Source organism: Mesorhizobium humile (genome assembly GCF_033977215.1).
GTDB classification, from domain to species: Bacteria; Pseudomonadota; Alphaproteobacteria; order Rhizobiales; family Rhizobiaceae; genus Mesorhizobium; species Mesorhizobium humile.
On record NZ_JAVIIV010000062.1, the window covers coordinates 1 to 1639 of the forward strand.

Here is a 1639-nt window from a genome sequence, read left to right on the forward strand (position 1 = left end):
GCCGCCCGCATCTGGGCTCGGGCGAGACCCCAATCACCCCATCTGTTGAAAAAGGCACTCGCCACCGGACCACAGCGATGATTCACTGGTTCCGAGGGGATTCGGAGGTGACGAGTGCGCGGTGGCGACGATCGAACTGGCGACCTGTTCAGCTATGTTGACCTTGAGGCGCGGGTGCGGCGCAACCATCCGTTGCGGACGATCCGGTTAATCGTGAGCGAGGCGCTGTCGGCGCTGGAGCGGGACTTCGCGGCGCTGTATTCGCCGATCGGAAGGCCATCGATCCCGCCGGAGAAGCTGCTGCGGGCGATGCTGTTGCAGGCGTTCTATTCGATCGGCTCTGAGCGGCTGTTGATGGAGCGGCTGGAATACGACCTTCTGTTCCGCTGGTTCGTCGGGATTGGCGTTGACGATGCGGCCTGGGATCATTCTGTGTTCTCCAAGAACCGCGACCGGTTGCTGGAGGGCGACATCGCCGCAAAGTTCCTGAGCGCGGTGCTGGCGCAGCCCAAGATCAAGAGGCTTCTGTCGACGGATCACTTCTCGGTCGACGGGACGCTGATCGAGGCCTGGGCGTCGATGAAGAGCGTCAAGCAGAAGGCCGGCCCAAGCGGTGGTCATGGCGAGCCGCCGGCAGACGGCGGCGGACGCAATGCGGAAGCGGACTTCCACGGCGAGAGGCGATCGAACGAGACGCACGCCTCGACCACCGACCCCGACGCCAGGCTCTACCGCAAAGGGCGGGGCAAGGAGGCGAAGCTGTGCTTCATGGGGCATGGGCTGATGGAGAACCGCCATAGCCTTCTGGTCGACGCCTGCCTGACGTTTGCCGACGGGCATGCCGAGCGGGTGGCGGCCCTGCACATGATCGAACCGCGTGCCGACCGTCCGCAAACAATCACACTCGGCGCCGACAAGGCCTATGACGCTGAGGACTTCATCAATGAGTTGCGCTCAATGAAGGTGACGCCGCATGTAGCGCAGAACACCAGCGGCCGTAGTTCGGCCATCGACGGGCGCACCACCCGGCATAGCGGCTATGCTGTCAGTCAGCGTATTCGCAAGCGCATTGAAGAGGCGTTCGGCTGGATCAAGATGGTCGCCGGTCAGCGCCAAACCAAGTCCCGCGGCCGCGACCGGGTCGGATGGGGTTTCACCTTCGCTGCCGCCGCCTACAATCTGGTGCGGCTGCCGAAGCTCATCGCTGGGACCAGTTGACATGGCCACGGTTCCAGCCATCGCCAAGGCCTTTGCCGGGCGCTGGCGTATCGTCGAAATGGATGTCTGGGACAACGATTTCCTCGATCTCGTCGAAGAGGCGCATCTGACGTTCAAAGGCGCGGCGGGCGGCGAAATCGGCTTCGGCGCCCTCAAAGGCTTCCTTGATGTCCGCTACGGCGCGCGAGACGGCTCGGCCTGCGCGGAATTCTCGTGGGAGGGTCACGACGAAAGCGATCCCGCATGCGGTCGCGGATGGGCGATGATAGGCACCGCAGGCCGCCTCGTCGGTCACTTCTATATCCACAATGCCGACGATTCAGGCTTCGTCTGCGAGCGCACCTGACTTCTTCAACAGATGGGGTGATTGGGGTCTCGCCCGAGCCCAGATGCGGGCGGCTGCTCCTGTCGGGATGTTAGA

General features: G+C 63.6%; 2 protein-coding genes. Both read left to right on the plus strand.

Translation table 11 applies throughout. The features are described from left to right. The first annotated feature begins 114 nt into the window (after window positions 1-114). Complete coding sequence (locus RFM52_RS32685) at window positions 115-1218, plus strand: IS5 family transposase (RefSeq protein ID WP_320298896.1); 1104 nt, start codon at window positions 115-117, stop codon at window positions 1216-1218. A gap of 1 nt (window position 1219) precedes the next feature. Further along, a complete protein-coding gene (locus RFM52_RS32690; protein WP_320298895.1) occupies window positions 1220-1564 on the plus strand; it encodes a hypothetical protein in 345 nt (114 codons plus the stop codon). Window positions 1565-1639 lie beyond the last annotated feature (75 nt).